23 protein-coding genes are annotated in these 26097 nt (G+C 70.3%); 12 read left to right on the plus strand and 11 right to left on the minus strand.

The features are described 5' to 3' along the window. The 4 genes from modA to AB0C26_RS37415 all read right to left on the minus strand — a co-directional run bounded on the left by modA (position 1) and on the right by AB0C26_RS37415 (position 3275). A complete protein-coding gene (gene modA / locus AB0C26_RS37400) occupies positions 1-789 on the minus strand; it encodes a molybdate ABC transporter substrate-binding protein (RefSeq protein ID WP_360257499.1) in 789 nt (262 codons plus the stop codon). After that, positions 786-1202, minus strand: coding sequence for a TOBE domain-containing protein (locus tag AB0C26_RS37405; RefSeq protein WP_360257501.1), 417 nt, complete (start codon positions 1200-1202; stop codon positions 786-788). Before AB0C26_RS37405 ends, modA begins: the two co-directional genes overlap by 4 nt. Before the next feature lie 304 nt (positions 1203-1506). Continuing rightward, positions 1507-1743 (minus strand): hypothetical protein, encoded by a 237-nt coding sequence (locus AB0C26_RS37410; RefSeq protein WP_360257504.1) that lies wholly within the window; start codon positions 1741-1743, stop codon positions 1507-1509. 116 nt (positions 1744-1859) lie between these two features. Then, positions 1860-3275, minus strand: a complete 1416-nt coding sequence (locus AB0C26_RS37415) for a CPBP family intramembrane glutamic endopeptidase (protein WP_360257507.1) — start codon at positions 3273-3275, stop codon at positions 1860-1862. Between the two features lie 286 nt (positions 3276-3561). Here AB0C26_RS37415 and AB0C26_RS37420 point away from each other — a divergent pair, with 286 nt between their 5' ends. Beyond that, positions 3562-4530, plus strand: coding sequence for a pectate lyase (locus tag AB0C26_RS37420; protein ID WP_360257510.1), 969 nt, complete (start codon positions 3562-3564; stop codon positions 4528-4530). A 56-nt stretch (positions 4531-4586) separates the two neighbouring features. Here the strand turns inward: AB0C26_RS37420 and AB0C26_RS37425 are convergent, their stop codons facing one another. Then, the gene (locus AB0C26_RS37425; RefSeq protein WP_360257512.1) at positions 4587-6884 is read right to left on the minus strand and encodes a hypothetical protein; all 2298 of its coding nucleotides are present in this window, start codon (positions 6882-6884) and stop codon (positions 4587-4589) included. A 102-nt stretch (positions 6885-6986) separates the two neighbouring features. Further along, on the minus strand, positions 6987-7961 hold the full coding sequence (locus tag AB0C26_RS37430) for an Ig-like domain-containing protein (protein ID WP_360257514.1): 975 nt from the start codon (positions 7959-7961) through the stop codon (positions 6987-6989). A gap of 111 nt (positions 7962-8072) precedes the next feature. On the opposite strand from AB0C26_RS37430, the gene AB0C26_RS37435 reads away from it, so the two are divergent. Beyond that, positions 8073-8477: a hypothetical protein gene (locus AB0C26_RS37435; protein WP_360257516.1), complete on the plus strand. Its 405-nt coding sequence runs from the start codon at positions 8073-8075 to the stop codon at positions 8475-8477. Next, positions 8474-8923 (plus strand): hypothetical protein, encoded by a 450-nt coding sequence (locus tag AB0C26_RS37440; RefSeq protein ID WP_360257519.1) that lies wholly within the window; start codon positions 8474-8476, stop codon positions 8921-8923. Before AB0C26_RS37435 ends, AB0C26_RS37440 begins: the two co-directional genes overlap by 4 nt. Here AB0C26_RS37440 and AB0C26_RS37445 read toward each other — a convergent pair. Beyond that, positions 8887-9486, minus strand: a complete 600-nt coding sequence (locus AB0C26_RS37445) for a hypothetical protein (protein ID WP_360257522.1) — start codon at positions 9484-9486, stop codon at positions 8887-8889. The two genes, AB0C26_RS37440 and AB0C26_RS37445, sit on opposite strands and share 37 nt — an antisense overlap. Positions 9487-9547: 61 nt before the next feature. Here AB0C26_RS37445 and AB0C26_RS37450 point away from each other — a divergent pair, with 61 nt between their 5' ends. Both AB0C26_RS37450 and AB0C26_RS37455 read left to right on the plus strand, forming a co-directional pair. Next, positions 9548-10582: an FAD-dependent oxidoreductase gene (locus AB0C26_RS37450; RefSeq protein ID WP_360257524.1), complete on the plus strand. Its 1035-nt coding sequence runs from the start codon at positions 9548-9550 to the stop codon at positions 10580-10582. A 41-nt stretch (positions 10583-10623) separates the two neighbouring features. After that, positions 10624-11448, plus strand: coding sequence for an aldo/keto reductase (locus tag AB0C26_RS37455; RefSeq protein WP_360257661.1), 825 nt, complete (start codon positions 10624-10626; stop codon positions 11446-11448). A gap of 1 nt (position 11449) precedes the next feature. Here the strand turns inward: AB0C26_RS37455 and AB0C26_RS37460 are convergent, their stop codons facing one another. After that, entirely contained in the window at positions 11450-11830 is a 381-nt protein-coding gene (locus tag AB0C26_RS37460) for an HPF/RaiA family ribosome-associated protein (protein ID WP_360257526.1), read from the minus strand. A gap of 151 nt (positions 11831-11981) precedes the next feature. Between AB0C26_RS37460 and AB0C26_RS37465 the strand changes: the two genes are divergently transcribed. After that, positions 11982-13457, plus strand: a complete 1476-nt coding sequence (locus tag AB0C26_RS37465; protein ID WP_360257528.1) for an ATP-binding protein — start codon at positions 11982-11984, stop codon at positions 13455-13457. Positions 13458-13472: 15 nt separating this feature from the next. On the opposite strand, the gene AB0C26_RS37470 is transcribed toward AB0C26_RS37465, so the two are convergent. Together AB0C26_RS37470 and AB0C26_RS37475 are read right to left on the minus strand one after the other, a co-directional pair. Next, positions 13473-15335, minus strand: a complete 1863-nt coding sequence (locus AB0C26_RS37470; RefSeq protein ID WP_360257530.1) for a diguanylate cyclase domain-containing protein — start codon at positions 15333-15335, stop codon at positions 13473-13475. Between the two features lie 36 nt (positions 15336-15371). After that, the gene (locus AB0C26_RS37475; RefSeq protein WP_360257533.1) at positions 15372-16964 is read right to left on the minus strand and encodes a methyl-accepting chemotaxis protein; all 1593 of its coding nucleotides are present in this window, start codon (positions 16962-16964) and stop codon (positions 15372-15374) included. Between the two features lie 209 nt (positions 16965-17173). Between AB0C26_RS37475 and AB0C26_RS37480 the strand changes: the two genes are divergently transcribed. After that, complete coding sequence (locus AB0C26_RS37480; RefSeq protein ID WP_360257535.1) at positions 17174-17764, plus strand: TetR family transcriptional regulator; 591 nt, start codon at positions 17174-17176, stop codon at positions 17762-17764. On the opposite strand, the gene AB0C26_RS37485 is transcribed toward AB0C26_RS37480, so the two are convergent. Beyond that, entirely contained in the window at positions 17736-18530 is a 795-nt protein-coding gene (locus tag AB0C26_RS37485; protein ID WP_360257537.1) for an alpha/beta hydrolase, read from the minus strand. The two genes, AB0C26_RS37480 and AB0C26_RS37485, sit on opposite strands and share 29 nt — an antisense overlap. A gap of 564 nt (positions 18531-19094) precedes the next feature. Here AB0C26_RS37485 and AB0C26_RS37490 point away from each other — a divergent pair. From AB0C26_RS37490 to AB0C26_RS37510, 5 genes are all read left to right on the plus strand, one after another. Beyond that, complete coding sequence (locus AB0C26_RS37490) at positions 19095-20084, plus strand: efflux RND transporter periplasmic adaptor subunit (RefSeq protein ID WP_360257539.1); 990 nt, start codon at positions 19095-19097, stop codon at positions 20082-20084. After that, a complete protein-coding gene (locus tag AB0C26_RS37495; RefSeq protein ID WP_360257542.1) occupies positions 20081-20761 on the plus strand; it encodes an ABC transporter ATP-binding protein in 681 nt (226 codons plus the stop codon). The genes AB0C26_RS37490 and AB0C26_RS37495 overlap by 4 nt, the downstream gene beginning before the upstream one ends. Next, positions 20758-22035 (plus strand): ABC transporter permease, encoded by a 1278-nt coding sequence (locus AB0C26_RS37500; protein WP_360257544.1) that lies wholly within the window; start codon positions 20758-20760, stop codon positions 22033-22035. The genes AB0C26_RS37495 and AB0C26_RS37500 overlap by 4 nt, the downstream gene beginning before the upstream one ends. Before the next feature lie 180 nt (positions 22036-22215). Then, entirely contained in the window at positions 22216-24720 is a 2505-nt protein-coding gene (locus AB0C26_RS37505) for a hypothetical protein (RefSeq protein ID WP_360257546.1), read from the plus strand. 74 nt (positions 24721-24794) lie between these two features. Continuing rightward, positions 24795-26081 carry a hypothetical protein gene (locus AB0C26_RS37510; protein ID WP_360257549.1) on the plus strand — a complete coding sequence of 429 codons (1287 nt, stop codon included), beginning with the start codon at positions 24795-24797 and terminating at the stop codon, positions 26079-26081. Positions 26082-26097 lie beyond the last annotated feature (16 nt).

Here is a 26097-nt window from a genome sequence, read left to right on the forward strand (position 1 = left end):
TCAGGGCGCCTGGAAGCCGGCTTCCTCGAGCACCTTGGTGCCGTCGGCGGAGAGCACGTAGTCGATGAAGGCCTGGCCGCCGGACGCGTTCCTGGCGTCTTTGAGCAGGACGATCGGGTAGTCGTTGACCGCCTGGGCCGACTCGGGGAACTCGACCGCGCCGACGTCGGCCGCCGCGGCCTTGGCGTCGGTGCGGTAGACCAGCGACGCGTCGACCTCGCCCAGCTTCACCTTGGACAGGGCCGCTTTGACGTCCTGTTCGTAGGTGACCGGCGTGACCTTGACCCCGGCCGCGTCGAGGGCCTTCCCGGCCGCCGCGCCGCAGGGCACCTCCTCGGCGCACAGCGCGACCTTGATGCCCCGGCCGGACAGGTCGGCCAGCGCGCCGATCTTCTTCGGGTTGCCCTTGGCCACCGCGATCACCAGCTGGTTCTTGACGAACGTGGCGGGCGGCCCCGCCGCGTTCCCGGCGCCGGTCACGGCCGTCATGTTCTTGGCAGCGGCCGAGGCGAACACATCGGCCGGCGCGCCCTGGTTGATCTGGGTCGCCAGGGCCGAGCTGCCCGCGAAGTTGAACGTCACGGCCGTGCCCGGATGCGCCGCCTCGAACTGCTTGCCGATCGTGGTGAACGACTCGGTCAGCGAAGCCGCCGCGAAGACCGTGACCGCACCGGTCACCTCGGACGCGCCGGCACCGCTCGCCGGGTTGGTGCTGCCGTCACCGCAGCCGGCGACGCCGAAAGAGATCACCGCGGCCAGCCCGGCCGCCGCGAGGCGAAGTGTTCTCAACTGGCCCTCCCCCTGGGCGCCACGGCGGGAGCGGAACGCTCCACCACCACCGTGGTCGACTTGATCACTGCCACGGCGACCGAGCCGACCTGCAGGTCGAGCTCGTCGGCCGCCTCGCGGCTCATCAGCGACACCACCCGGAACGGGCCGGCCTGAATGTCCACCTGAGCCATCACGGTGTCCCGGACGACGGCGGTCACGATGCCGCGCAGCCGGTTGCGGGCCGACGACTCCCCGCTCTCATGCTCACCGGCCTGGTTACGGACGAAGGCGGCCAGTTCGGCACCGTCGATCTGCCGATGACCGTGCTCGTCGCGCTCGGCGGCCAGCCGCCCTCCGTCCACCCACCGGCGCACGGTGTCCACGCTGACCCCGAGCAGTTCGGCCGCCTCACCGATCCGAAATGTCGTCACGACGATCACCCTAGCGCCGCGCAACTGCGACCGACAGCGACTTAAGGCCATGCATTTGCGATGTCCATCACCGCACCACGGCCGCAGCTGCACCTAGGGCGACGCTCTACGAACCAGTTCCTGAGCCGGCCGACTGCCTCAGGGCAACACCATCAGCTTCCGGCCGTGTGCCGGCTCGGTGGGAATACTCAAAGACGGCGTCTCGGTTCCTGAGTCCTCGGTTTCCGTAGCCGGCCGCACTGCCAGAGCTCCGCCTGGCCGAGGGCGAGTCGCACGGCCTGCCCAGGACGTACCTGAACTTGCTCTACGAGTTGCCGCCCAGTGCGGCGGCGGACTTTACGCGCACCGCTACCGCATGCACATAAGCCGGCAAACAACCGAAACTGGGCGTGCCGCGTTCGCCCAGTTTGGAGTGGGTGTAGGTCATCCACAACATCGCCGCTGTCTGTACGCGGTCCGGGAGATGGCTAAGCAGGTGGGTGAGACGAGGCGAGAGAAGATCCGTCAGCAGGGGGAGACCGAGCGGCTGACGATCGTCCATGCGACGCCTCGGCCGGAGTTCAAGAGCCGACCGGATGAGAAGCAGGCGGGGAAGCAACGCGGACTGGACGCTGCATGACCTGTCTGCCGGCGCGGCCCGGGCCTCGCTCGCGTCGATCACTGTGACACCAGGCTGTCGAAGAAGGCGGACTTGTGCCTCTCGTAGGCGGCGATGTCCGACCGGGATGCCAGTTTGAGGTCGTTGTAGGCGCGTAGCAGGGCCGGGTCCGAGCTCAGGCGCTGCCAGGCGCGGGTGAAGCGAACGTCGTGTTCGGAGCCGGCCGGGGTCACCGCGACGCCGGTCGGCAGCGGGGCGTTCACGGCGAAGGTGGCCAGGGTCGGCTGCCAGATCTGCGGGTGTACGACGCGGTAGACGCCGCCCAGGAGCTGGACCGCGTGGCCGAACGCCTCCGGGGGCGTACGCAGGTGAAGGTCGACGTCGCCTTTGGTCAGCGCGCCGCGCACGGAACTTCCGCCGACCAGCATCAGTTCATGGGGCACGCCGGCGAGCAGGGTGGCCAGGCGGGCGCGTTCGGTGTTCAGGATCGTGTGTGCCGTCTCGATGAACTCGTCGGAGGGCCGCAGAGGGCTGAATGGGGCGGGGATTCCCGGCGCCGGCGGCGAAGGGAAGGCGCCGGGCGGGACGACCTCGGCGATGGCGAAGCGGCGGGCCAGCCGGAGGATCACCCAGGCGTAGGCCAGCAACACCGGCAGGTCGATCAGGGCCAGCTGCCACGGCATGTCGGTGGCGGTCTCGTCGACGGTGAGGTCCCCGTACGCGGCGGCCAGGCCCGCGCCGATCAGGTTGTTCATGACGTGCAGGGCGATCGCCGCCTCCAGGCCTCCCGTGCGTACGGTCAGCCAGCCCGCGACCGTGCCGAACACGATCAGGTCGGCGAATCCCCACGGTGTGCCCCAGCCGTGCAGGGAGGCGAAGACGATTGCCTGTACGCCGATGGGCAGCCACGGATTGCGGGTGCCGATCGCCTGCACGAGCCAGCCGCGCGTCAGGTACTCCTCGGCCGCCGCCTGAAGCGGCACGACCAGCACCAACACCAGCATCGACACCGCGAACGGGCCCCAGCCGGCCAGCGCGTCGCCGAGGCCCATGTCCTCGCCGGTGGCCGTGGCCAGGCCCATGCCCGCGGCGAGGAAGACGATGATGGCCCCGCCGGCGACGGGCAGGCAGGTGAGCAGCCAGCGCCGGCGGAGCCGGCCGGTCACCGACGACAGCGTGCCGGCCGGGCGGCGCTGAACCAGCCGGGCGGCGAGCAGGGGCAACGGCAGCAGCGCGGCGATGAGCAGGAACGACGCGGCCAGGGTGGGCAGCGGGCCGAACGCCGGGACGCCGTCGGCGTCCTCCGGGCGGCCGGCGATCAGGGCGGCCAGCGTGACGGCGAAGAAGCCGGCGATCGCCACGATGACGCCGGCGACGACGATGAACAGGGTGCCGAGGACCGGCTGCCACCACCGGAAGGCGGGGGTCCGGGCGAGCCGGTGGTACGGGGTGGCCGGGGCCGGGGCGATCACCATGGTCACAGTGTTGGCGGGGCATGCAAATCGGGGCCGGGCGGCTGCCGTCGTTTGCCGGCACGGCCGTACCGAAACCAAGGTCTTTGCATTGACGACAGTCCATTGAATGATCCGGCACCGGTCCCGGCCGCGGCATCGAAGGCCGGCCACCGGCGGGCACTGAACCGGTAAAGATACCTTCACTTTCCGACCTCGCCCATGGCATTGACATTCTTAAATGCCTGTCCCTATGGTCGGCCCAGGTAAGCGCTTACCTATCGCCCCCTGAGAACCGGAAGGATTCCCCATGTCCGCTCCTCACCTTCGTCGCCGCACCGTCCTCGCGGCGATGTCCGCCAGTGTTCTGGCGGTCGGCGGCGTCACGGTCGCCAGCCAACTCGAGGCGTCCGCCGCCGAGAGCAGCCCGGTCGGTTTCGCCAGCCTCAACGGCGGCACCACCGGCGGCTCGTCGAGCACGGTCGTCACCGTGACAAGCGCTTCCGCCCTCAAATCGGCGCTCAGCTCGAGCACGTCGCAAACGGTCCGCGTCTCCGGCCTCATCGCGATTTCCGGGATGTACACCGTGGCCTCGAACAAAACCGTCATCGGCGTCGGCTCGGGCTCCGGAATCACCGGCGGCGGCCTCAACCTGTCCGGCGTCCGCAACATCATCCTGCGGAACCTGGTCTTCCGTAACGCGAGCGACGACTCGATCAACGTGCAGACCAACACCACAAACGTCTGGATCGACCACAACGATCTGGCGAACGGTTACGACGGCCTCATCGACATCAAACGCGGCTCCGACTTCATCACCGTTTCCTGGAACCGCCTGCACGACCACGACAAGTCCATGCTGCTCGGCCACAGCGACGACAACGGCTCGCAGGACATCGGCCATCTGCGCGTGACCTATGTGCACAACTGGTTCGACGGCACCAATCAGCGCCACCCGCGCGTGCGTTTCGGCAACCCCGTCCACGTGCTGAACAACTACTACAGCAACATCGGCTCGTACGGCGTCGCCTCCACCGAGAACGCCGGTGTCTTCGTCGAACGCAACTACTTCGAGAACGTCAAGAGCCCGACGGTCACCCAGACCGGCGATTCCGCCGCCGGCAACCTGAAGGTCCTCAACAACTACAAGGTGAATTCCGGCACCGAACAGGTCCGCAACGGCGCCGGCGTCGCCGCGATCCCCTATTCCTACACGCCGGAGGCCAACAACACCGTCAAGGCCACCGTCACCGCGGGTGCCGGCACCGGCAAGATCTGACCATTCCCGTACGGGGCGAGCCCGTTCCTCATTCCCGACGGGCTCGCCCCGGTCACCTATGAGGTGAGGAACGCCTGCGGATTGGCCAGTTCCCAAACCTCCGGCGAAGTGGTCGAGTTCGTGGCCAGGAGCAGCCGTGTGCCGTCGACGGTCACATCGGCGCCCCGCAACGGCCGGCCGGCCGGAACGGCCACGGCTTGCCAGGCACGGCCGTCCTTCGACAACCACACCACCGCGTCGCGGTGACCCGCCGACATCCGGGTCCCGGCCGCCGCCCAGCCGCCGGTGACGGCCCGGACGGGCTCGAAGGTGTCGCCCCGCTCGCCGAGCGGGGCCATCGCGAACGTCGCGCCGTCGGTGGTACGCCACGTCGCGTCGCGTCCACCGTCCGTACCCTGGATCAGAGTGGTGCCGCCCTCGGTCAGGCACGAGGTCAGCGCACCGGCGTCGGCTCCCCCGAAGGCGCCGGCGTCCACCCGCGCCCAGCTGGCCCCGTGCCGGCGCCACGCCGCGGGCCGCTCGTCCGCCCCGGTCTGCGACTCACCCACGACCAGCACGTCGCCGCCCGGAAGCGGGCACACGTCGGCCGCACCCGTGTTGCCCCCGCCCGGCGGGCCGAACGGCCCCGTCTCCTTGCGCCACGTCACGCCGTCGGCGGACGTCCACACGGCAGTGGTCTCGACGTCCGCCGCCGAGAACGTCGGCCGGCTGTAGCCGACGGCGACCCACGACTTCCCGGCCCACACGAGGTCGGTGAGCTGCTCCGTGCGCGACGTCGCGAACCCGCGCAGCGGCTGCCACGAGGCCTTGGGCCCACTACGGAACCAGCCGGCGACGTTCGCGCCGATCGGCAGGCCCTTCGCGTTCTTCCGAAGGAGGTGCCCGGCCACGATCTCCCCACCGGCGGGGTTGTTCCGCATCAGCGGCGAGCCAAGTTGCTGGCTCGCGGCCGGCTGCCAGGCGGCATCGGCGGCCTTGCCGTCCGAGCCGATCTGATACTGCGACGCACTGGTGAACTGGGCCCACGCGTAGTCGTTCACCTGCACTTCGGTGGTGTATCCGAGCAGCGTGGACACGCCGGCGCGGGAGGCGAAGCGCGACATGGTCAGCCCGGCGTCCTGAACCCCGGCCCGCTTGAGGTCCGACCAGTCGCCCGAGGTGCCGAGCCGGCCGATCCGGGCCTTGTTCAGGCTGGACTGCGCGAGCAGCATCGAGCCGTCCGGCTGAAGGGCGGCGAGGCCGTCCTCGCCCGGAGCGATCCAGGCGTCGGTGTATCCGGCGATCCGCCACTTGCCGGCGGCACTGCGCTCCAGCACAGCGGTCCACAGCATCGATGTGACCCCGATGGGTACGGCGAGCCGGCCGCCGGTCTCGCTCGGCGCGCCGAGCGAGATGTCGTTGGCGGCCGCCGGGGCGTACTTCCCCAGCGAAGGCACGGTTTCGGGTGTCCAGCTCAGCCCGTCGCTCGACGACCAGGCGGCCGCGGCCAGCCGGTCGCCGTGCCACTGGCCGCCGGTGGCGACGAAGCGGCTCGAGGTGGCGGCGACGCCCGAGGTCACCAGCGAGCCCGCGACCGGGCCGGATGCGGCCGTCCACGACGTGCCGGCGTCGGTGGAACGGTAGACGACACCGCCGTCGCTGCGGCCGGGCACGGCGGCGCGGCCCAGCGCCACGATCGTACGGCCGCGGACCGCCGCCCCCGCGAAGTCGTGGAACTCGAGGCCGGCCGGAAGCGCCTCCCGTAGCGACACCACCCGGGCCTGCGCCCCGGCCAGCACGGCAGTCGGGGTGACGTCCTTGTCGACGCCGAGAAGGACCAGCCCCACGCCCGGCACCGCGGCCGCGGTGTTCGGCGCGAAAGCGGCGTCGGCCGCCGCCTGAGGCAGCGAGAGCAACCGCCAGGCGCGGCGGTCCTCGGACTGGGCCACGAACGGCTCCCGCGGCCGGCCCGCCTGCCACAGCGTGCCGCCGACCCAGGTGGCGGACCCGTCCGAGACGGCGAACGTCACGGTGGCGTCGCGGCCGGCGGGCAGCGGCAGCTCCGTCGGATCGGACCGGAAAGAACCGTCCTCGGTCCACACCTCGGCCCGGTCGGCCTGACCCGGCTCGGCGGCGACGCCCACGGCCATCGCCGGCAGCTTGCCGGCGGCCGGCAGCAGCGCCGAGAAGGCCACCCTCTCCCCGGCCTGCTTGGTGCTGTCCGGCAATGACAGCCGCGACCACTCGGCTTCGACCGCGCCGCCCTCCGGGCCGGCCGCGGCATCGTCATCGCCGCGGCAGGCCGCGGTGCCCAGAACCAGCGCGACAGACGTAGCCGCGGCGACCATGCGCCCGCCAGGTCCGAACTTCCCCATTCACGGCTACCTTCCCCTAGACCAACCGCATCCGTCGGCCGGCGAGCGGAGAAGCTGAGCCGTCCTCGACGCAGCTGCGGAGAGCCGGGTCACACGGCCGGATCAGCGGATCGCGCAGGTGGTCGCGTCGAGGGTGTAGTCGCCCAGACTGACGTCGTAGGTCGGCGTGCCCAGGTCACGGCCGGGCGCCCAGACCCGCAGCGAGGCCCTCACCTCGCTGTAGCCGTCGCCCTCGAGAGCCGGCCACCGGATCGTCGTCTGGCCGGCGTTCGTGGCGGGGGCGCCGTTCCAGCCGTAGTCGCGGCGCAGGTGCCCGAACGCCGGGAGCAGCTCCGAATACCGGCCGCCGGTGATCGTGTACGAGTACGTGCCGGCCATCAGGCTGCCCTCCTTCTTGCAGGAGACCAGCTTCCACGCCGACACCGAGGCCGGCGCCACGTACGACGGCAACTGCTGATAGGTGTACCCGGTGGTGCGGGTGTTACCGGCCTGGTCGACGGCGCGAACGGAGAAGGTCCGGGTGAGCGACGGCGCCGACGCCGAGCTGGCGGGAATCTTCGCCGGGGTGAGCGTGTACGCGTACGGGGCGACCGAGTCGGTGCCGACGACCTTGCCGGCGATCAGGAACTCGACCCGGGCGATCCCCCGCGCGTCCGACGGTTTCGCGGTCACTGTCGTGCTGGCCCCGATGTACGAGCCCGGCGCCGGGGCGGTCACCGTCAGCACCGGAGCGGTCGAGTCGACGATGACGGTACGGGTGACGACCCGGCGATTGTTCCTCTTGTCCCAGACCCGCCACTCGAGCTTGACCGCGCCGTTCTTTCCGGCCGCGTTCACGGCCGCCTTGAACGGCGCCTTCGTGAGCCGGGCAACGCGTCTCCCGCCGGTCCACAGTTCGGCGGCGGAGATCCCCGACTTGTCGGTGGCGGTGACCGACGAAGTGAAGGCCGCCTTCACCAGCGCCCCGGCGAGCGGGGCGGTGACCGTGACCGACGGCGCGGTCCGGTCAGCGGAGGCTGCCGACGCCGCGGACGGGACGCTGAGAACGGCGGCCACCGCAACACAAATGATCTTCACCTCCCGATCGTGCCTGCTCAGAGGCCCCATCGCACTGCCCGTACGGCCAAGCCCGGACGACGTTGCGGCATCACGACGGTTCCCGTTGCCCTTCGATGGCACGATCGGAGGATGGCCGTATCAGCGAATGAGACGCCGGTCCGGGACGGTCGAGTGGCCCGTACCGCCCTGCTCGGCTTTCTGGCGGCCGGCTTCGGCCCGGCCGTCTTCGACGACCCGGGAGACTCACTGGGTACGGCGGTCGCGTTCACGCTGATGATGCTGATCACCGGCGCGCTGATCATCGAGGTGACCGACCAGGCCCGGCGCCGCCGCCCGAACGGCGGCAACCGCTGGTCGGGCACGGACACCGCGCTCGCGGCGGTCCTGATCGGCTACGCGGTCCTGCTGATCGGCGCGGCCACCCTGCACTACCTGTCCCCGCCGAAGCAGACGGCCGCGGCCTCGTTCGGCGCCCTCTACCTGGTCCTGGGCGCCTGCTTCGGCGCGGTACGGCGGAGGGTCGTCAGAGGGTGAATGTGATCGGGCCACATCCGCTGTGCCCGAAGTGCCGGACGGCGAACGGCGGACTGGTCGCCGTCAGGCACCGCCAGGTTCACCTCCGCGCACACGGCCGGGAGGCGTGCGTCGACCACGGCATCGCCGGAGTCCTGGCCGCCCTGTGGACGGTCTCGGAAACCCGGAGTTGCTGCCAGAACGACGGCGGACGGGCCTACGTCGTACCCACCGCGGAAACCCACGACGCGGCCGTGGAAGCGCTCACCACCCTCGGGCTCGCCCCCGAGCCGGAGGACGGTTTCGTCTTCTTCCGGGCGCGGACCTCGGATCGCCTGGACGACGTGGCTCACGTGCGCCACCGGCTCGAACACCCCACCAGCACCCAGACGATCTGGCGAGTGAACAGCGCCGGCCGGTTCGAACGGTCCTATTCGGCCGAGCCCGCTTCCCCTGACGGCAGTTGACGATCGGACGGCTCGGCCACCCGCTCGACGACCCGGAGCGGAGCCGTTCGAACGAGTGTCTCTCCCGCCGGCTCCAGCCCTCGCTGGATCACCGCCATCTGCCGCTCGGCGAGGGTCTGCCGATGGTTCTGCCAGTCCATCACCATTTTCAGGGTGCGCTCGACCAGAACCCACCCGGCGGCAACGTACCCGGCGATCGGAGCGGCGTTGACGGTGTTCGTCAGGATGAGTTCGAGAGGGCTGGACAATCGCATGTGCGCAACGGCCAGCAGGCGACGTCGTTCGTCAGCCACATACCGGCCGGGCCTCCGCCTGTATTCGATGTTCAGACCATGGTCAAACAACTGTTGAAGCGCCCGGAGATAGTCCGCGACCGCGAGTACCGAGGGCCGCTCGCCCAGGTCCACTACGACGCGCAGCATCCACTCGGTCGATTCGGCGGGGGTGGCATCCTCGGCACCGGACGCCAGAGCGACGAAGTCTTCCCCCACATGATGCCCCGGTTCGGGCGAAGCATTGTAGAAAACGTTGCCCTGCACATAGTCAAAGTTCGGGCTCGCCATACCCTCCATCCTGGATGGCTACGAGCGCCACCTCAAACCGGGCGCTGATAGCGTCGCCGGCATGAGGGTCGCGGTCGTCGGTGGGGGTGTGGTCGGGCTGTCGGTCACGGAGGCGCTGCTCCGGCGGGGCGTCGACGTGTGGTGTCACGAGGCCGGTGCGCCGATGGGTGAGCGTTCCGCCGGTGATACCCGGATCTTCCGGCTCGCCCACGCCTACCCGGACATGGTCGCGCTGGCCGCTCGGTCCCGCGCCCTGTTCGCCGAGTGGGGCGGGCGGGCCGGCACCGACCTCATCGACGACGTCGGCACCGTGGTCAGCGGCGGCCAGATGCGCGTGTGGGCCGACGCGATGGCCGCGGCCGGAGCCGACCACGACGTTGTCGACGGAGAGTCGCCGCTGCTCCGGCTGCCGGGGAGAGCCGATGCCGCGCTGATCGACCCGGCCGGCGGGGTGATCCGGGTGGACCGCATCCGCCGCTTTCTCGTCGAGGCCGCCGGCGACCGCCTGCGGACGGCTCACGTCGACGCCGTCGAAGAAGTGACGGCTGGTGTACGGGTTGTCTCCGGCGACCGGGCCGACACCTTCGACGCCGTCCTGATCTGCGCCGGCGCCGGCTCCTCCGCGGTCGCCTCCGGCGCCGGCCTCGACCTCCCGGCCGCCCTGGAGCATCACCTGCGGGTCAGCTTCCCGATCCGCCCAGGTGCGCCCGAGCCGATGCACTGCTGGATCACCGGCGACACCTACCAGCATCTGGCCGCTCCCGGCACCTGGGCGGTCGGCGCCGACATCGACCCGGCCCTGGTCGCCTGGGACGGCGGGCGGCCCGCCGCCGAGCGGGCTTCGCTGGACGCGCTCACCGCGTACGTCACCCGGCATCTGCCGTTTGTCGAGCCGCGCCCGGTCGCCCAGGTCTACTGCACGCACGACCCGGCCCTCGGCGACGGGCTTCAGTTCGCCCGAAACGGGCGCGTGCTCGCCACGTACGGTGAGAACCTGATGAAGTTCGCCCCTCTGCTGGGCGAGATGCTGGCCCGGGCCTGCCTCGACGGCTCCACTCCCGCCAACGCCGGCCCCACGGCGGAAGGAACCGCGTGAAATACACGAGACTCGGCCGTACGGGCTTGCGGGTGAGCCGCATCGGGCTCGGCTGCATGAGCTACGGCGACGCCGGCACCGGGCTGCACCGGTGGACGCTGGACGAGGACGCCGCGGCCGGGTTCTTCCGGCAGGCCGTCGAGCTCGGCGTCACCTTCTGGGACACCGCCAACGTCTACCAGGGTGGCACCTCGGAGGAGTTCGTCGGGCGCGCGATCACCCGGTTCTCCCGCCGTGAGGACATCGTGCTGGGCACCGACTACCTCGACGTCTACTACCTTCACCGGTTCGACCCGGAGACGCCGGTCGAGGAGACCCTGCAAACCCTCGACGATCTGGTCCGGGTGGGCAAGGTCCGCTACCTGGGGGCGTCCTCGATGTGGGCCTGGCAGTTCGCCAAGCTGCAGCACACCGCCGCGATGCACGGCTGGACCGGGTTCTCGGCCATGCAGGACCAGTACAACGTCCTGAAGCGCGAGGAGGAGCGGGACATGATCCCGTTCTGTCTGGACCAGGGTGTCGGTCTCACCCCGTACTCGCCGCTGGCCAAGGGCCGGGCCGCCCGGCCGTACGGCGAGCAGACGCCGCGATCCGCTTCCGACGAGGTCGCGAAGGCGTTCGACCGGGACGTCGACCAGCCGGTGGTCGACGCGGTCCAGCGGGTGGCGGAGGGTCGCGGCGTGCCGATGGCCCAGGTCGCTCTCGCCTGGCTGCTCGGCAAGCCGGCGGTGTCCTGCCCGATCGTCGGCGCCACCAAGCCGCGTCATCTGGACGACGCCGTGGCGGCGCTCGACCTGGAGCTCACCGCGGAGGAGGTCACCGTCCTGGAGCGCGGCTACACGCCCCAGGACAACTACTGGTGGTGACCTACTCCACCAGTTCCGCCGGCAGCGTGGGGTGCTCGCGCAGGTGGCGGTTGTTGCGGGGCTCCTGTCGGGTCTTGGCGTCGTCCAGCTTGCGGCGCAGGTCGTCGCGGACGTCGTGCAGGGCGGCGTTCAGATCCTCCTCCGTGGAGGTGGTGACGATCTTCTGGCGGCCGGCGATCCAGCACTCCAGGGTGACCTTCTGTCCCGGCGCGTCGCGGTCCTTGACCATGACCTCCAGCTCGGTGGAGTCGGCGTGGAAACCGGCCAGGCGGCTGTCGAGCGTGACGAACTGCTCGGCGATCCAGTTGCGGTCGCCCTGCGAGAAACCGGCACCGACGCGCAGGCACTCGCCCACGGTGGCGGGATTGTTCACCGCTGTCATCACAACTCCCTCGTTGAGACTCTGCCTTCCGTGAAGATCCTTCCCCGGACGGCGGCCGCTTGAAACGCCCGAAACGCCAACTAGCCGTACGAACTCCCCGGGCGAAAGTGCCAGGGACGGGTGTACGAACGGACTCGCGTACCTTGCTTGGGTGATCACGCATGCCCGGTGGACCAGTCAGCGCTGGTTCGCGTCCGTCCTCATCGCCATGGTGGCGCTCATCGCCGTGGCCACCGTGGTGGGTGCGGAGCTCCTGTCCCGGACGACCGAGGTCTCCGACCGGCTCAATGACCGGATCGCGCCGGCCCGCACCGCGGTGGCCGAGCTGACGGCCGCCGTCGTCGGGCAGGAGACCGGGGTGCGCGGTTTCGTGCTCAGCGGCGAGCAGCAGTTCCTCGATCCGTACGAGCAGGGCCGGGCCGACGAGACCCGCCTGGTCGGGCAGCTGCGCGACCTGCTGGACGGGCAGGACGAGGCGCTGGCCGATCTGGATCTGGTCGAGCAGCGGATGGCCTCGTGGCGCGAGACGGCGGCCGAGCCCCTGGTGCGGGCCCGCCGCGACGATCTGGCCCTGGTCACGGCGAGCAAGACCGCGTTCGACGCCGTCCGGGCCCCGCTGGCCGATCTGGATCAGCGGCTGGTCGGGCTGCGGCAGCAGGGCCGTGCGGACCTTCAGGACAGCCGCCGTCTGCGCAACACCGCCTTCGGAGGCCTGGTCGTCGCCCTGCTGGCGCTGATCGCCTCGATCGCCGTGCTGCTGCGGGTGGTGGTGCTGCGGCCGCTGAACGAGCTCAGCGCCTCGGTGCGGAAGGTCGCCGGCGGCGCCTTCGACCATCGAGTCACCCCGCGGGGCCCGTCCGACGTGGCCCGGCTGGCCGAGGACGTCGAGGCCATGCGCGGCAAACTGGCCGACAGTCTCGCCGCCAGCCAGCAGCAGGCGGCCGAGCTGCACCGTTCGAACGCCGACCTGGAGCAGTTCGCCTACGTGGCCTCGCACGACCTTCAGGAGCCGCTGCGCAAGGTGGCGTCGTTCTGCCAGATGCTGCAACGCCGCTACGCCGGTCAGCTCGACGACCGGGCGCAGCAGTACATCGGGTTCGCCGTCGACGGCGCCACCCGCATGCAGCAGCTGATCAACGACCTGCTGGCGTTCTCCCGGATCGGGCGGATGTACGACGAGCGGGAGCCGGTGGATCTGGACGTGATCGTGGGCCGGGTCGAGGACACGCTGGCCCTGACGATCGAGGAGACCGGGACCGAGATCGTACGGCCGAAGCTGCCGACCGTGCCGGGCGACGCCACCCTGATGACGCAGCTGTGGCAGAACCTGCTCGGCAACGCCATCAAGTTCCGCCGCCCGGACGTGCCACCACGGGTGGTCATCACCGTGGACGAGGACGCCGAGAAGTACACGCTCGCCGTGCAGGACAACGGCATCGGTATCGAGGCCGAGTTCGCCGACAAGATCTTCGTCATCTTCCAGCGGCTGCATCCGCGCGACGTCTACTCCGGCACCGGCATCGGCCTGGCCATCTGCAAGAAGATCATCGAGCACCACGGCGGCCAGATCTGGCTGGACACGGAGTTCACGGATGGGGCCCGGATCGTATTCAGCCTCATGAAGTGAGTCCGTTGGAAGGGTTCACGCTGACAAAATGACCCCTGCTTCCCGTACGGCGTCGCGCCCGCCCTCTTTCGCCTGATACAGCGCGTCGTCGGCCCGGGACAGCAGCTGCTCGACCGTCTCCCGGCGGTCCCACGTGGCGTACCCGATCGAGCACGTCTCGGCGCCCGGTGTCGCCGCGCGGACCCGGTCGAGCACCTGGGCCGCGTCCGGCGCCGGGCAGTCGGGCAGGGCCATCGCGAACTCCTCGCCGCCCCACCGGGCGATCAGGTCGCTGTCGCGCAGTGCCTCGGTGAAGGCGGCCGCCGTGCGCTGCAGCAGGTCGTCGCCGGCCGGATGCCCGTACGTGTCGTTGTAGCGTTTGAAGTGGTCGAGGTCGGCGATCGCCACGGTCAGCGGCGCGCCGGTGCGCCGGGCCTGGGCGACGAGCCGGGGCAGCTGGGCCTGCCAGGCGCGGCGGTTGGCCAGCCCGGTCAGCGTGTCGGTGTAGGCCATCCGTTCCAGGTGGCGCAGCAGCTGCTCGTGTTCGAGGGCCAGCGCCGTCTCGTCGGCCAGCAGGGCCACGGCCCGGGCCCGGCGGTCGCCCACGTCGTGCAGGCGGTGGGCCCACGACACGCACAGCACGGCGATGACCGAGCCGTCGGCGATGACCGGCTGCCACAGCAGCGAGCGGGCCCTGGTGAGCTCGAGCAGCGCCGGGGAGACGATCGGGTCGGCCGCCGGGTCGGCCCGGAATACCGGCTCGCCGGTGCGGTACACCTCGGCCGTCATCGAGGTCAGGGCCAGCGAGACGCGGGTGCCGACCAGGTGCGCGCGCGACGACGCGGTGACGACCAGCTCCTCGCTGCCGGTGGCCGGCTCCATCAGCATCACGCCGTCGGAACTGGCGAGCTCGCGGACCGCGTCGACGATGTTGGCGCGCGCGTCCTCCCCGGTGCGGATGCGCCGGGCGACTCCGGCCACGGCCGTCAGCAACCGCTCCGAGTCGCGGGTGGCCCGCTCGGCCTGATAGCGCGCGGTGACGTCCTGCATCTGCACGAGGGTCAGTTCGGCGTCGGTGCGGGTGAGCGTGATCCACACCCAGCGGGTGTCGTCGTCCGGCCGGCAGAAGCGAACCTCCATGCGGGCCACGCCGTCGGCGGCGGCCGCGATCCGGCGGGCGATCTCCTCGCCGTCGAAGCGGTCGTCCGGATGGGCGTACGCGAAGACGCCGGCCCCGACCACCTCGTCCTGGTCCCGGGCGAGCAGCCGGCACAGGGCCGGGTTGACCGTGATGAACCGGCCGTCCGGCCCGCACAGGCCGATGCCGGCCGGCGACGCCTCGAAGATGCCGCGGAAGCGCTCGGCCGCGGTGACCAGTTCGTCGCGCATGGCGCGGATCTGCCGGGTCCGGCGGACGAGGCTCGCCCGCAGCAGCGTGCCCATGGCCAGCGCGAGGCCGAACTGGATGGCGTAGAACGTCAGCTCGTCGGTGTGCAGGTCGTCTCGCAGCAGCACCGCGACGATCCAGCCCCCGACGGCGGTCGCGGCGGCCGCGACCGCGACGCCGGTCGAGGTCACGGCCACGCCCAGCCCCACCATGATCAGCATCAGCATGCTGGTCTGGTGCAGCTCGCCGGTGACGAACAGCGGGGCCAGCCCGTTGAGGACCGGGATGAAGCAGAACAGGCTCAGTACGGCCGCCCGGCGTCCCGGCCGGGGCCGCCGCACAAGGGCCGCGCCGATGGCGAGGACGGCGGCGCTGCTCCCGGCGAACCCGGCCAGCACGACCTGTTGGACGCCGTCGAAGATGACCACGTCGACGACGGCCAGCAGGGTGAAGAAGGCGGCCAGGGACCCCAGCACCCACTTCGTGCTGCCGGCGTCCAGCGACCGCGTCACAACTACAAGGTCGGCCGGGGACCGGGCAATCTGACCTTAATAGCGGAACCGGGACACCAGGGCGCTCAGGTCGGTCGACATGGTGGCCAGTTCGGCGGTCGCTTCCCGGGACCGGGTGATGCCCTCGGTGGTGCGCCGGGCGGCGTCGGCCACGCCGGTGATGTTGTCGGCGATCTGGCCGGTGCCGGAGGCCGCCTCGGTGACGCTGCGGTTCATCTCGGCCGTGGTGGCCGTCTGTTCCTCCACGGCCGAGGCGATGGTGGTCTGGAAGTCGCTGATCCGGGCGATGACCCGGCTGATCTCCTCGATCGCGGTGACCGCTCCCCCGGTGTCGGCCTGGATCGTCTCGACCCGGGCCGAGATGTTCTCGGTGGCCCGGCCGGTCTCCTGGGCCAGATCCTTGACCTCGGAGGCCACCACGGCGAAGCCCTTTCCGGCCTCGCCGGCCCGGGCCGCCTCGATCGTCGCGTTGAGCGCGAGCAGGTTGGTCTGCTCGGCGATCGAGGTGATCACCTTGATCACGTCGCCGATCTCGGCCGACGACTCGCCGAGCTTGGTCATGGTCTGCGAGGTGCTGGCGGCCAGCCCGACCGCCTCGGTGGCGACCTGGGCCGCCTCGGCCGCGTTCTGCGAGATCTCCCGGATGGCGGCGCCCATCTCGTCGCTGCCGGCGCTGACCGCGTCGACGCTGCGGGAGATCTGCTCGGCCGCAGCCGACACCGTCTCGGCCTGCGCCGACGACTCGTCGGCGGACCGGGCGATATCGCCGCTGGCCTGCGACATCCTGTCCGAGGCGCTGCCCAGCGCGGCCGCCGAGGAGTCGATGGTCTTGACGGTCTCTCGCAGCCGGGCCATGGCCACGTCCAGCGAGCGGCCCATCTGGCCGGGCTCGTCGTTCGAGCTCAGCCCGGCCGTGCGGGTGAGGTCGCCCTCGGCCAGGCCGTCGCAGACGTGCTTGACCTTGGCCATCGAGCGCACGATCTGGCGGGCCACGAACCAGCCCATGGCCAGCGCGAGGACCGAACCGGCGACCAGCAGCGAGATGGTGACGGCCCGGCTGGCGCCGTACTCGGAGCGGGCTCCCTCGGCGTTGGTCTTGGCGTCCGCGTTCTCGGCCGAGCGCATCCGGTCGAGGTCGCCCGAGACCTCCTTCATCAGCGGGATGACCTCGCCGTCGCGGGCGTTCTGCCACGCGTCGAGGTCGTTCTTCAGCCCGGCCGGGAGCAGCTTGTCGACGACCATGGTGTGGTAGGAGTCGAAGTCCTCGCCGAGCTCGGTCAGTTCGTCCGCGGGCACGGCCGGGCCGCTGGACAGGTAGGCCGCGAGCGCGTCGGTCAGCGCCTCGTAGTCCTTGTCGAAGGCGTCGCTGTACTGCTGCTTCTGCGCGGCGGTGTCGGACAGCATGTGGTTGGTGACGTCCAGCCGGGACTGGGCCAGCTCGCTGCGGATCTCGCCGACCCAGTTCACGCCGGAGACGTTGCTGGTGTAGATCTGCTCGGCCGAGGCGCTGGTGTTGCTGAGCCCGACCAGGCTGCCGACGCCCACCACGACGGCGAGCACGATCGCCACGCACACGGCGCCCAGAATCTTCGTCTTGACGCTCAGGTCCGCCAGCACCGCGCTTGCCATGGACAAAAAAATAGCGGTATTCCCCGCGAACCGTCACTAAACCTGAAACATAGGGCATGTACCGCCGCCGTCGGGGCCGCGGTGACGGCACCCCGGCCTGGCACCGATGTCCACGATGGACGCGACGGCCAGCACGCGGCTGGAGTCGCGGCTGGCCGGCGAGGAGCCCTCACGGGACGCTTCCGCTCGCTGACGGATAGGCTTCCGGCGTGGAAGCGCCCGAGCCAGCACCGCCGAAGCGCCGGGACGCGACCCGGACCCGGCAGCTGCTGCTCGACGTCGCGAAAAAGCGCTTCGCCCGCGACGGCTACTCGGCGACCACGGTCCGCGACATCGCCGACGAGGCGGGCGTCAACGTGGCGCTGATCAGCCGCTACTTCACGTCGAAAGAGGGCCTGTTCGAGGCGTGTCTGTCCAGCGCGGTCAACGAGCTGCGCCGCGACTCGGGCGCGATCGCCCTCGACGACGTGGCGGCCGACATCGCCCGGCGCATCACCACGTCCCGCGACGATCAGGGCATGACCGAGTCGATGCTCCTGCTGCTGCGCACCTCGGGCGACGAACGGGCCGAACAGATGCGCCGCGGCGTCATCCAGGCCATCAGCGAGCGGCTGGCCGCGGCCTGCTGCCCGTCCGCCGACGACGGCCTGCTGCGCGCGCAGCTGGTGCTGGCCACCTCGCTGGGCATCGTGGTGCTGCGCTCGTCGCTGCGCGTGGAGCCGCTGACCTCGGCCGGCGAGCGGGAACTGACCGCGCCACTGACCGACATGATCAACGCGCTTCTGCGCGAATCCTCCTGAGCCAGTCGGCGACCAGCGGGTTCACCACGTCCGGGCGTTCCAGGGGCGCGTTGTGCCCGGCCGCGTCCAGCACGGCGAACGTCGCCCGCGGATAGTCCTCCAGCACTCGCCAGGTGTCCCGGTAGCCGACGATGTCGTCCTGGCGCCCGGTCAGCAACAGCGTGGGACCGTCGTACCGGCCGCTTCCCGGTTCGAGCCGGACGCCGTAATCCGCCTCGATCCGCCGGGCCGCCGCCTCGTCCGCCGCGAGGAGGCCGGGCAGCACGAACTCGCGGAACCGCTCCCAGTCCGCCGGCGACTCGACGACCGCCTCCGCCTGATAGAGCTCCCGCTCGGTGGCCGGCAGGGACGAGGTCAATTCAGGAGCTTGCTTGAGTACGGTACGAGGGGGCAGATCCCGGGCGCCGCGCTCCGCCACGATCGCCGGGCACAGCAGGCACAGCCCGAGCACCCGCGCCGGCATGCGGGCGGCGACCGCCCGGGCCAGCATGCCGCCCCACGAGTTGCCGACCAGCGCGAACGGCCGGTCGCCGAACTCGGCGCCGATGAACCGCACCAGCTCGCCGACCACGTCGTCGCTGCCACGCACGTCGTCGCGTCCCGGCGTACGGCCGAAGCCCGGCAGATCCGGATAGATCCGCTCCCAGCCCGGCTCCCCCGCGGCCCCTTCGAAGATCGCCTCGAGGGGCAGGAGGATCCGGTGGTCGACCCCGAACCCGTGCAGCAGCAGGACCGGCGTTCCCCGGCCACGGCGTTCCACGTACATCCGAAGATCGTAGACCGGGGTGCGAGCACGCCGTCGAGCTCGTTGCCGGTAGGAGTGCGCAGTTCGTCGAGGTTCGTTCCGTCTCCCCCGCCCGGCCGAGACCTTGAGCGAGCGTGCGGCGGGCAAGTCCCCGACTCGTCGTACCGCCTCGGGGATGCCGGATCGACGGCCAGCTCCGGAAGGCGCCGATCATGGTTTCCGGGGCGGCGTCGGCCGGGCCCGCGCCCATCCAGAGCGGGAAGTCGGCGAGCGGCCGGATCTCGTCGCGGTGGAAGGCGCTGAACGCCGCCACATCGACCGGCGGCGGATCGGGGCGGGGATCGGTGTGACTCGTCCGGCGATTCGAGGACATCGTTCATCGGGTCTCGTCTCTGGTCGTCGTTCCGACGTCGACGGTGAAGGTCACGTTTCCGCGGTGGGCGGCGGTCCTGGCGTGCAGCGCCACGTTCAGGATCTTCTGTGGACACTTACCGTGGCCGATGCGATACCGGGTTGCGTGATCCCGGTAAGGTTCGCCGCGCTGGGCGGGAATGTGCCCGGCCGGGGCGGAAAAGGGGACGTGGAGTGGACAGACGGGGGCTTGCGCTGGGCGGGGCGGCGGTGGTCACGGTCGCGGCCGCGCTGTCGGGGTGCTCGGCGAAACAGGAGGCCGCGCCGACGCCGGGGCTCGAGGACCGGGGCACGGTGCTGACCACTGTGAAACCGTCGCGGCAGAACCTGTCCAACCAGATCAGCCTGAACGGCAAGGTGGCCGTCAACCCGCTGTTCGGCATCGTCGCGCCGACCGGCGGGGAGATCCGCTACGTGCAGCGCAAGCCGAACAAGACGCCGGCCGCGCAGCCGCTGTGGGTGGCCACCGTGTGGGACGACGGCACGCCCCGGCGGATCAACATCCCGGAGGGGTCGATGCTGGCCGGCCGGCTCATGGACGACCGGGCCGAGGTCAGCGCGGGCATGCCGATCATCTCGGCCCGGCACGGCGGCTACGGCATCGTGGCCGACATCGACAGCGCGTCGGCCTACCGCATCTCCGGCGCCGCCAAGACCGTCACGGGTCAGATCAAGAACGGACCAGGACCCTTCCCCTGTACGGCGCTGGGCACCATCGCCGCGTTGCCGGCCGGCACGATTCCGGAGCCGCCCGCGCCCACCACCACGGCGCCGTCCGCCGGCCCGTCCGGTGAGCCCGTCCGCCAGTTCCCCACCGCCGGGCCCGAGGAGGGCAGCACGCCCGAGGGCTCCGAGCCGACCGGCATGCAACTGGTCTGCGCGCCGCCGGCCGGCGTCAAGCTGATCAACGGCGCCGACGTCACCCTGTCGGTCGTCACCGACCGGGCCGGCAACGCCATGGTGCTGCCGGTCGAGGCGGTGGCCGGCACGCAGGGCCGCGGCAAGGTCGACGTGCTCACCCCGGACCGCACCCGCAAGACCGTCGACGTGGTGCTGGGCCTGTCCGACGGCAAGGTCGTGCAGATCAAGTCGGGTCTGCGCGGTGACGAGGAGATCGCCGTGCCCGGCCCCGACCTGCCGGCGCCGGCCGAGGGCCCGAAGTGATCGAGCTGACCGGGATCACGAAGGTCCTCAAGGGGCAGTCCGAGCCCCGTACCATCCTCGACGGTGTCGATCTGTGGGTGGGCGCCGGGCAGAGCGTGGCCATCGTCGGGCGGTCCGGCTCGGGCAAGAGCACGCTGCTCAGCGTCATCGGCCTGTTCGACCGGCCCGACCAGGGCCGCTACGTGCTGGCCGGGCAGGACATCAGCCGGGTGCCGGAGCGCCGGGCGGCCACACTGCGCAGCTCGCACTTCGGTTTCGTGTTCCAGCGCTTCTTCCTGCTCAAGCATCTGACGGCCGCCCAGAACGTGGCGATGGCGCTGGTCAACGGCCAGGGCTGGCTGCCCCGCCGGGAACGCCGAGTCCGGGTGATGGAAGCCCTCGACCAGGTCGGCATCGCGCATCTGGCCAAGAACCGGCCGGCCAAGATGTCCGGCGGCGAGCAGCAGCGCGTGGCGATCGCGCGTGCCCTCGTACGCGATCCTCAGGTCCTGCTCGCCGACGAGCCGACCGGCGCGCTCGACACCGAGACGGGCACGCTCGTCATCGACGCGCTGCTCGGCGCCACCGAACGGGGATGCGCGCTGATCCTGGTGACCCACGACCGTGACCACGCGAACCGGATGGGACGCATCCACGACCTCGTCGACGGGGTTCTGAGCGAACGGGTGCGCGCATGAGGCGGCTCTCGGGCCGGTTCCGGTCCTCTCTGATCATCGGCGTGCAGGGCATCCGGGCCCGCAAGCTGCGCACCCTGCTGTCGATGGTGAGCCTGTTCCTGGGCGTGCTGGCCGTCGTGGTCGTGCAGGCCGGCGCCAGCATCGCCGAGCGGGCCCTGCTGGCCGACCTGGAACTGACGTTCGGCTACGACGGCACCCGCATGATCGGCATGCCGACGGAGCAGAAGGCGGCCGACGCCGTGCTCGCCTCGGTGAAGGGCAGTTCCAGCGCTGTCGCGTCGATCGGCATGCAGGGCATCATCGGCGAGCCCGGGGTACGCCCGGTCAACGAGGGCGGCTCGCCCATCGACCAGGACTGGGGCGGCTCGCAGGTCTGCTTCGCGGACGGGCACTGCGAGGGGCCGACCGGCCCGAAGGGTGCCGCGGTGGAGCTACGGCTGACCGCGCTGACCGGCGACATCCGGCAGTTCCGCCCGTTCCGCACGGTGTCGGGCACCTGGCTGGACTTCACCACGGTGCCGTCGATGGCGCCCCGGCTGGTGCTCAACAAGGAGGCGGCCAAGGGCTTCACGCGCTATCAGGTGCCGGCCGAGATGCGGGTGCGCGGCGCCAGCGCCAACCTGACGCCCCGGTTCATCGGCGTGGTCGACGACGGCAGCGGCGAACCCCGGGCCTACGTACGCTCGGACGAACTGGCCACCTGGCTGCCACCCGGCAAGCTGGTCGACCCGAACGTGGGCGGCGAGATCAACGTGATGCTCAAGCCGGGCTCCCCGGTCGAGCAGGTGCTGCGGGCCAAGCTGAAGGCGGCGGGCTTGGAGATGTACGTGACCGACGTGAACAACCGCAAGGAACAGGAGGACCAGCTGCGCCTGATGCGGCTGCTGTTCTTCTCGATGGCCGGCCTGGTGCTGCTGATCGGCGTGGCCGGCATCCTGAACGTCGGCCTGGCCACGGTCGGCGAACGGGTCGAGGAGTTCGCGCTGCGCCGCGCCGTCGGCACCCCACGCTCCCTGCTGGCCGGCATCGTCCTGGCCGAAACCCTGCTGACCGGCCTGCTCACGGCAGCCGCGGCGATCGGCGCGAGCGCGCTGGCCCTGAAGGCGGTGGTGATGCTGGCCGGCAACTCCCACCCCATCCTCGACAACGTCCAGTTCCCGTGGCAGGCCGGTGTGGCCGGCATCCTCGCGGGCCTCGTGGCCGGCATCCTCGGCGGTTTCATCCCCGCCCTACGCGCGGCCGGCATCCCGATCGCCACGGTCATGCGCGCCTGACCACCTTCGTATCGAGCTCGATAAGTCAAGACGAACAGGATGCCGCACAGGATTGTGCGGCATTTTTGTTCCGGGTGATTGAATTACCGCCCGGATAGAGCTTATCGATCTCAACATCCGAACCGATCTCTGAAGAACCGAATTCGCATGTAAATGCCTTCCTGTCCGATTATTTTCTCGATGCCGCATCAGCATCGCAGGCAATTAGACCTTGATGATCTTGTGCTGTACCGTCCGCGATCGACACGCACTCAGGGAACTCACAGCTTGGGGGACCTGCGGCCGGGTGCGTGCGTTGTCCGGAATCGACCGGCACGGATCAGATCGAGACAGGGATACATGATCAGAATTCAACCGGATGAGGCGAAACGCCTCGCTCGGAGTCAGGTTTTCAAATCGGTGGCCGCGAGTACGGTCCTCACGATGGCAGTCGCGGCGGCCTCGGTACCCGCGCGTGCGGAGGCACCGGCGCCCGCTCTGGAACAGGCCGACGTGGCCTCGGCGATGACCGCCGCGAAGAAGGCGGGTGCACGGGTCAAGATCACCGACGCCACCACCGAAACGTCAGAATACTTCGCCACGCCCGACGGCAAGGTCACCGGAGTGATCTCCGCGGGCACCGTCCGATTCCGCCGGAACGGGTCGTGGGTACCGGTCGACCTGACGTTGCAGCGGCAAGCCGACGGCTCCGTGGCCCCGGCCGCGCATCCCCACCACCTGCGGATCTCCGGCGCCCGTGCGAGTGCCACCACGGACCTTGCGTCCCTGGGCGCCAACGCGGACCGCATCACTGTTGGCTGGCCGGGGGCGCTGCCGCAGCCGCGGCTGGATGGCGACAAGGCCACCTATGCCGATGTTCGCCCTGGTATCGACCTCGTCGTACAGGCCACCGCGACCGGTTTCGAACAGTTCACGGTGGTGAAGTCGGCCGCCGCGGCGAAGTACGTCAACGAGATCTCCCTCCCCATGCGCGGGGCCGGCGTCGCCTCGATCAGCGCGGACCAGCATGGCCGGATGCAGGTCAAGGGCGCTAAGGGACGACAGCAGGGCAAGCTCCCGACACCGATGATGTGGGACGCTCGCTCGGCTACCCGGGGCGGACCCCCCAAGCGCCGGCCGGTCACCACCGACGTCGTCGGCACCGCCACCGACGCCCCGGTGACGCTCAAGCTCAAGCCCGATACGAAGTGGCTGGCGAGTCCGGACACCGTGTATCCCGTGACCATCGACCCGTACTACGACTGGTCCACCACGGTGGCCAGCACCACGGTGGTCAAGGGCTACCCCACCGGCTGGCCCGACGCGGACTCGTTGTTCGTGGGAAGTTGGGACGCCACGGGCAGCGCGCGGTCGTTCGTCACCTGGTGGGCGACCTCGTTGCAGGGTATGCAGATCGATTCGGCCACGGCACACTTCGCCAACCCGTACTCGACGTCGTGTGACCCCAAACCCTGGGAGATGTGGAGCACCGCTCCCATCACGGACAAGACGTCCTGGGACAACCAACCGGCGTGGCTCCACAAGGAAGCCACGTCGACGGAGACGACCTGCCACGACGGCTGGGTGTCGGCCGACGCCACGAGCTTCTTCCGGCGCGCTGTCGCGAACAACGTCAGCACGCCGACCATGGGTCTGCGCGCGTCCGACGAGACGGACTACAGCCAGTACAAGCAGTTCTGGTCGCACAACTACAGGGACTCGTCGAAGGTCCCCTACGTCGAGGTGAACTACAGCAAGCCCGCGCCCGTCACGGAGTCGGTGGTGACCCTGCCGAACGCCGTGCTGAAGGCAGCGACGAACGACCCGGCGACGGCCACCGAGCGGGACGCCGCCGCCGACGCGTTCGTGGCCGAACAGGCTCAGTCGGGCAAGCTGGTGGACGCCGCGGAGACGAACGCTTCCGTGGTCAACGGAGTCGCGACGGTCTGGGAAGACGGCGTGGACCTGACCAGCGTGAAGGTCACCACCGCGGCCACCACCGGCTCGAACGACGTTGTCGCTCAGGGCTTCGAAGTCATCGGTACCGCCGACCCCAGTGACGAGGACATCTCGAACAAGGGCGACGAGGTTGTCATCGCCGACGATCGGGTGGCCTCGGGGCTCGGCCTGAGTGGACTGGCGTCGCCGAAGGGCGGCACGTTCCTCAAGGGAAACTGCACCACCACCGCGGCCAAAGGCAACAAGCTCACCAGCTGTTACGAGAAGTACAAGCTCAAGACCTCAACCTCGACGCGCGACTATTACTACTACGGCCGGTGGGGAACCGCGGTAGGCAAGGACTGCAGGCTCTGCCTCGATCCGAAGCCCACCCGCATCGACCTGCGGTCGAAGACGTGGAGCGGTTCTCAGGGCGCGGGCTTCGGGGCTCTGGTCGCCTATTGGCCCAAGGCGGGTGTCAAGAACTGCACCGACCATACGATCGAGATCAGCATCCTGAGCTTCGGTGGCAAGATCCCGATTCAGGACTGTGACGAGATCAACCCGGACCCGGGCAACACGTCCATGCGGGTCATCTACGACCAGGGCGCGACCTTCGGTGGCCGGACCCACGGCGTCGACATGGGCTTCGCCTACAGCACCTTCAAGGGTAAGAACCCGCAGCTCGCGGACTACAGCTACGCGAAGTTCTGCACGGGCACCTACGCGAACTGCGACGGTGTGGCGCGTCAGGACTCGGGTTGGTGAGATCGGCTCCAGTGGGCGGTGCCGCGGGGAGTTTCTTCCCGCGGCGCCGTTCCGCCATCGCGGCGCTCGTTGTCATGGTGGTGCTTTCCGCGCTGGCCGGTTGCCGTTCCGGCGCGACCAGCAAACCGGAGGACAACGCTGCCGATCCGCCTTCGGCGACGGCCGGCACATGCGCGGGCGTGCGTTCCCCCGAATGCCGGAGCGTCACTCTCGCATCGGGACGGCAGGTCCGGTACGCCATTCTGCGCCCAACGGCGGCCGGCCCGCAGACCACCGGTGCGGTCGTCGCCGACCTCGGCGGACCAGGTATCTCCCTGTTCGGCATGCACTGGCCGGGTGACGCCCTGCGTCAGCAGCTGCCGAAGCAGCTTCAGGCGTCGCCACTCCTGCTGATCGAGGAGCCGTGGGTCACGGCCGCCTACCCGCCCGAGTGCAAAGCTGCCGTCTCGTCCCTCTTCCACTCGGTGCACGTCCTGGCCACGACTGGGGAGACCGTCAGCACCTCATGCAAGTTGTACGACCACGACCAGCCCTGGGGGTGGACGCCGGAGACCTTCGCCGAGGCGGTGAAGGTCATCCTCGCCACCGAGGGTCTCCGCCTTGACGGCTATCTCGGGCTCTCGTTCGGCGGGCGCCGTCTCACCTACCTGCGAGACCTCGCGCCGAAGTGGGCGATCCTCGTCAATCCCGCGCCGCTGGACCTGTCCGCCCCTGAATATCTCTCCGGCCGGGTGAGCGCGCTGTGGCGATCGGTCGAGAGCAACTGCCCGCAGTGTCCGGGCCGCCAGGCCGGAACCCGCCTGATCGAGCAGGCGAGCAAGGCCCTGTCCGCCGCCCAGCCCGCGGTGCCCGGCCGATCGGTGCCGCTCGCCGGGGGCGACGTGGCGGCTGCGACGTTGGCGCTGAGCTACCGGGACACCGCCGTCATGCGTGCCTTCTTCACAGCGCTGTCCACGCCGGCGAAGGAAGCCAACCGCAAGCTCGTCGGCCGGCTCGCCGACGGGGTGTGGAGCCGGTACGGCACCGACCAGATCTCACCCGCGGTCCTGGCGTACTGGGCCGAGGTATGCCCCAGCTATCCGGGCTGGTCGGCCACGCCGCCGGCGGACCCGCTCGGCACTTTCCTGACCGAATGGCACGGGCCCTGCACGGCGCTGACGCCGGCGGCCCGCCAGCGGTGGACACCCGGCCTGAACTCGAAGGTCGCGACCTGTGTGTCGATGCTGGCTGACGACCCGGTCGTGCCCGTCCAGTCGGTGCGGACCTGGCGGAACGCGGGCGCCCAGGTGATCCAGCCGGCCAAGGGTGAGCATTCGGACCTCGCCGGAGCGCAGGGGTGCGCCGACCGTTTGAAGTTGTAGGGCCGACTTGTCAACC

The organism is Actinoplanes sp. NPDC048796 (genome assembly GCF_040650035.1).
GTDB lineage: Bacteria > Actinomycetota > Actinomycetes > Mycobacteriales > Micromonosporaceae > Actinoplanes.

What these genes read in the sequence shown, in the direction of transcription:
- AB0C26_RS37445 (WP_360257522.1), bottom strand. Translation starts at nt 9,486, where the DNA reads ATGGCGAGCCCGAACTTTGACTATGTGCAGGGCAACGTTTTCTACAAT.
- AB0C26_RS37410 (WP_360257504.1), bottom strand. Translation starts at nt 1,743, where the DNA reads ATGGACGATCGTCAGCCGCTCGGTCTCCCCCTGCTGACGGATCTTCTC.
- AB0C26_RS37460 (WP_360257526.1), bottom strand. Translation starts at nt 11,830, where the DNA reads ATGACAGCGGTGAACAATCCCGCCACCGTGGGCGAGTGCCTGCGCGTC.
- AB0C26_RS37510 (WP_360257549.1), top strand. Translation starts at nt 24,795, where the DNA reads ATGGTGGTGCTTTCCGCGCTGGCCGGTTGCCGTTCCGGCGCGACCAGC.
- AB0C26_RS37415 (WP_360257507.1), bottom strand. Translation starts at nt 3,275, where the DNA reads ATGGTGATCGCCCCGGCCCCGGCCACCCCGTACCACCGGCTCGCCCGG.
- AB0C26_RS37450 (WP_360257524.1), top strand. Translation starts at nt 9,548, where the DNA reads ATGAGGGTCGCGGTCGTCGGTGGGGGTGTGGTCGGGCTGTCGGTCACG.
- AB0C26_RS37500 (WP_360257544.1), top strand. Translation starts at nt 20,758, where the DNA reads ATGAGGCGGCTCTCGGGCCGGTTCCGGTCCTCTCTGATCATCGGCGTG.
- AB0C26_RS37435 (WP_360257516.1), top strand. Translation starts at nt 8,073, where the DNA reads ATGGCCGTATCAGCGAATGAGACGCCGGTCCGGGACGGTCGAGTGGCC.
- AB0C26_RS37485 (WP_360257537.1), bottom strand. Translation starts at nt 18,530, where the DNA reads ATGTACGTGGAACGCCGTGGCCGGGGAACGCCGGTCCTGCTGCTGCAC.
- AB0C26_RS37420 (WP_360257510.1), top strand. Translation starts at nt 3,562, where the DNA reads ATGTCCGCTCCTCACCTTCGTCGCCGCACCGTCCTCGCGGCGATGTCC.
- AB0C26_RS37505 (WP_360257546.1), top strand. Translation starts at nt 22,216, where the DNA reads ATGCCGCATCAGCATCGCAGGCAATTAGACCTTGATGATCTTGTGCTG.
- AB0C26_RS37475 (WP_360257533.1), bottom strand. Translation starts at nt 16,964, where the DNA reads ATGGCAAGCGCGGTGCTGGCGGACCTGAGCGTCAAGACGAAGATTCTG.
- AB0C26_RS37425 (WP_360257512.1), bottom strand. Translation starts at nt 6,884, where the DNA reads ATGGGGAAGTTCGGACCTGGCGGGCGCATGGTCGCCGCGGCTACGTCT.